This window comes from Thiohalocapsa sp. (assembly GCF_019695415.1).
In the GTDB taxonomy this organism is placed as follows: domain Bacteria; phylum Pseudomonadota; class Gammaproteobacteria; order Chromatiales; family Chromatiaceae; genus Thiohalocapsa.
The window spans coordinates 1-1,649 of sequence record NZ_JAIFKJ010000312.1; the positions used below are offsets into that span (position 1 = coordinate 1).

Below are 1,649 nucleotides of genomic sequence, written 5' to 3' on the forward strand. Positions count from 1 at the left end.
CGGTTTGTCCTGCAAAAAACCTGCTGCTCTGTCCTCTCCTCCTCGAGCCTCGCCCCTTGAGACTCGCTACTCTCCGCTATAACGACAACGATGGTGACCACCAATGATGAGGTTGACTGCACTCCCGCTGCTGCTCGCGGCGTCCTGGGCCCTCCAACCAGCGCTGGCCGCGAGTGACGCCGAGGTCCTCACCGACCTGCAGAACCCCGGCTACCACTCGAAGCCGGACTGGTTCAAGAACTCCTTCCTCGACATCCGCGAGGACGTCGCCGAAGCCGCCGACGCGGGGAAGCGCGTCGTGCTGTATTTCTCCCAGGACGGCTGCCCCTACTGCGAGAAGCTCTTGCGGGAGAACTTCGGCGACCAAGAGATCAGCAAAACCGCACAGGACGCCTTCGATGTCATCGCCATCAACATCTGGGGCGACCGGGAGGTGACCGGCACCGACGGCGCCGCGACCACCGAGAAGGCCTTCGCCGCAGGCTTGGGCGTGCAGTACACCCCCACCATGCTGCTGCTGGACGAGGATGCGAGCACGGTGCTGCGCATCGACGGCTACTACCCGCCGCACCAGTTCCACGCCGGCCTCCAATACGTCGCGCTCAAACGCGAGCGCGAGGGCGAGTCCTTCCGCGACTTCTATCAGCGCCAGGATGCGCAGGCGGCCAGCGGCAAACTGCATCAGGAGCCGGGCTTTCTCGAGCCGCCGTTCAAGCTCGCCGACAACCGCGCCGAGTCCGAGCGGCCCCTGGTGGTGATGTTCGAGCAGCCCGTCTGCGCCGCCTGCGACGAGCTGCACCAGGACATCCTGCGCCGGGACCCGGTGGCGCTGGCGCTCACCAATCTGGACGCGGCCGTGGTGGACACCTACTCCACCGACACCATCCAGACGCCGGACGGCCGCGAGCTCGCCATCCGCGACTGGGCCGCCGAGCTCGGCATCAACTACACGCCGAGCCTGGTGTTCTTCGACAGCGAGGGCAACGAGGTCTTTCGCACCGACGGCTACCTCAAGGCCTTCCACATCCACGGCCTGTTCGACTACGTCGCAACCGGCGCCTACGAGCACCAACCCAACTTTCAGCGTTGGCTGCAGCACCGCACCGACGCCCTGCACGCCCGCGGCATCGACTACGACCTGATGCAATAGCGCACGGCTTGATATCCAGCCCCGGTATATCCGCCAAGGCGTCGATGCCGTCGATCTCGATGACGTTGCCCTCGACGCCGAGCACCCGGCAGCGGCTCACTTTGAATTGAGACATGGCCGGGCTCATGGGGGACAGGAGCAAGGCGGTGAGGATGCCGGCAGCGGTGCCAGCGTGGGCCGGTGGCATCGCCCCATCGGCCCGCGCGGTGTTCAACGTCGAAACGTCGCACGGCTCCTTCGGGAGATTCTGATTTATTGGGCATCCTGCCCAAAAATCAGACGGAGCCGGAAAACGAGGTTTCCCGGCTCCCTCATTTTCAGCGACTTACGTCGCCGAAAAAGGCGGGGCGTCCTGCCCCGCACCGGAAGCGCCAATAAATCGGCGCCTCCTTAGCGAGCCAACCTGGCAGCTCAGGGTGGCTTGGATTTCCTATCCGTCAGTGTGCCTCATCCCAATTATCGCCAACGCCGGTGTCGACGATGAGCGGCACCGAAAGCT

Annotated in this window: 1 protein-coding gene; it reads left to right on the plus strand. The window is 64.6% G+C overall.

Annotated features, from left to right (window positions below):
* Positions 1 to 103 precede the first annotated feature (103 nt).
* Positions 104 to 1,150, plus strand: coding sequence for a thioredoxin fold domain-containing protein (locus tag I6U14_RS09090; RefSeq protein WP_296898644.1), 1,047 nt, complete (start codon positions 104 to 106; stop codon positions 1,148 to 1,150).
* The last annotated feature ends 499 nt before the right edge of the window (positions 1,151 to 1,649 follow it).

What these genes read in the sequence shown, in the direction of transcription:
- I6U14_RS09090 (WP_296898644.1), top strand. Translation starts at nt 104, where the DNA reads ATGATGAGGTTGACTGCACTCCCGCTGCTGCTCGCGGCGTCCTGGGCC.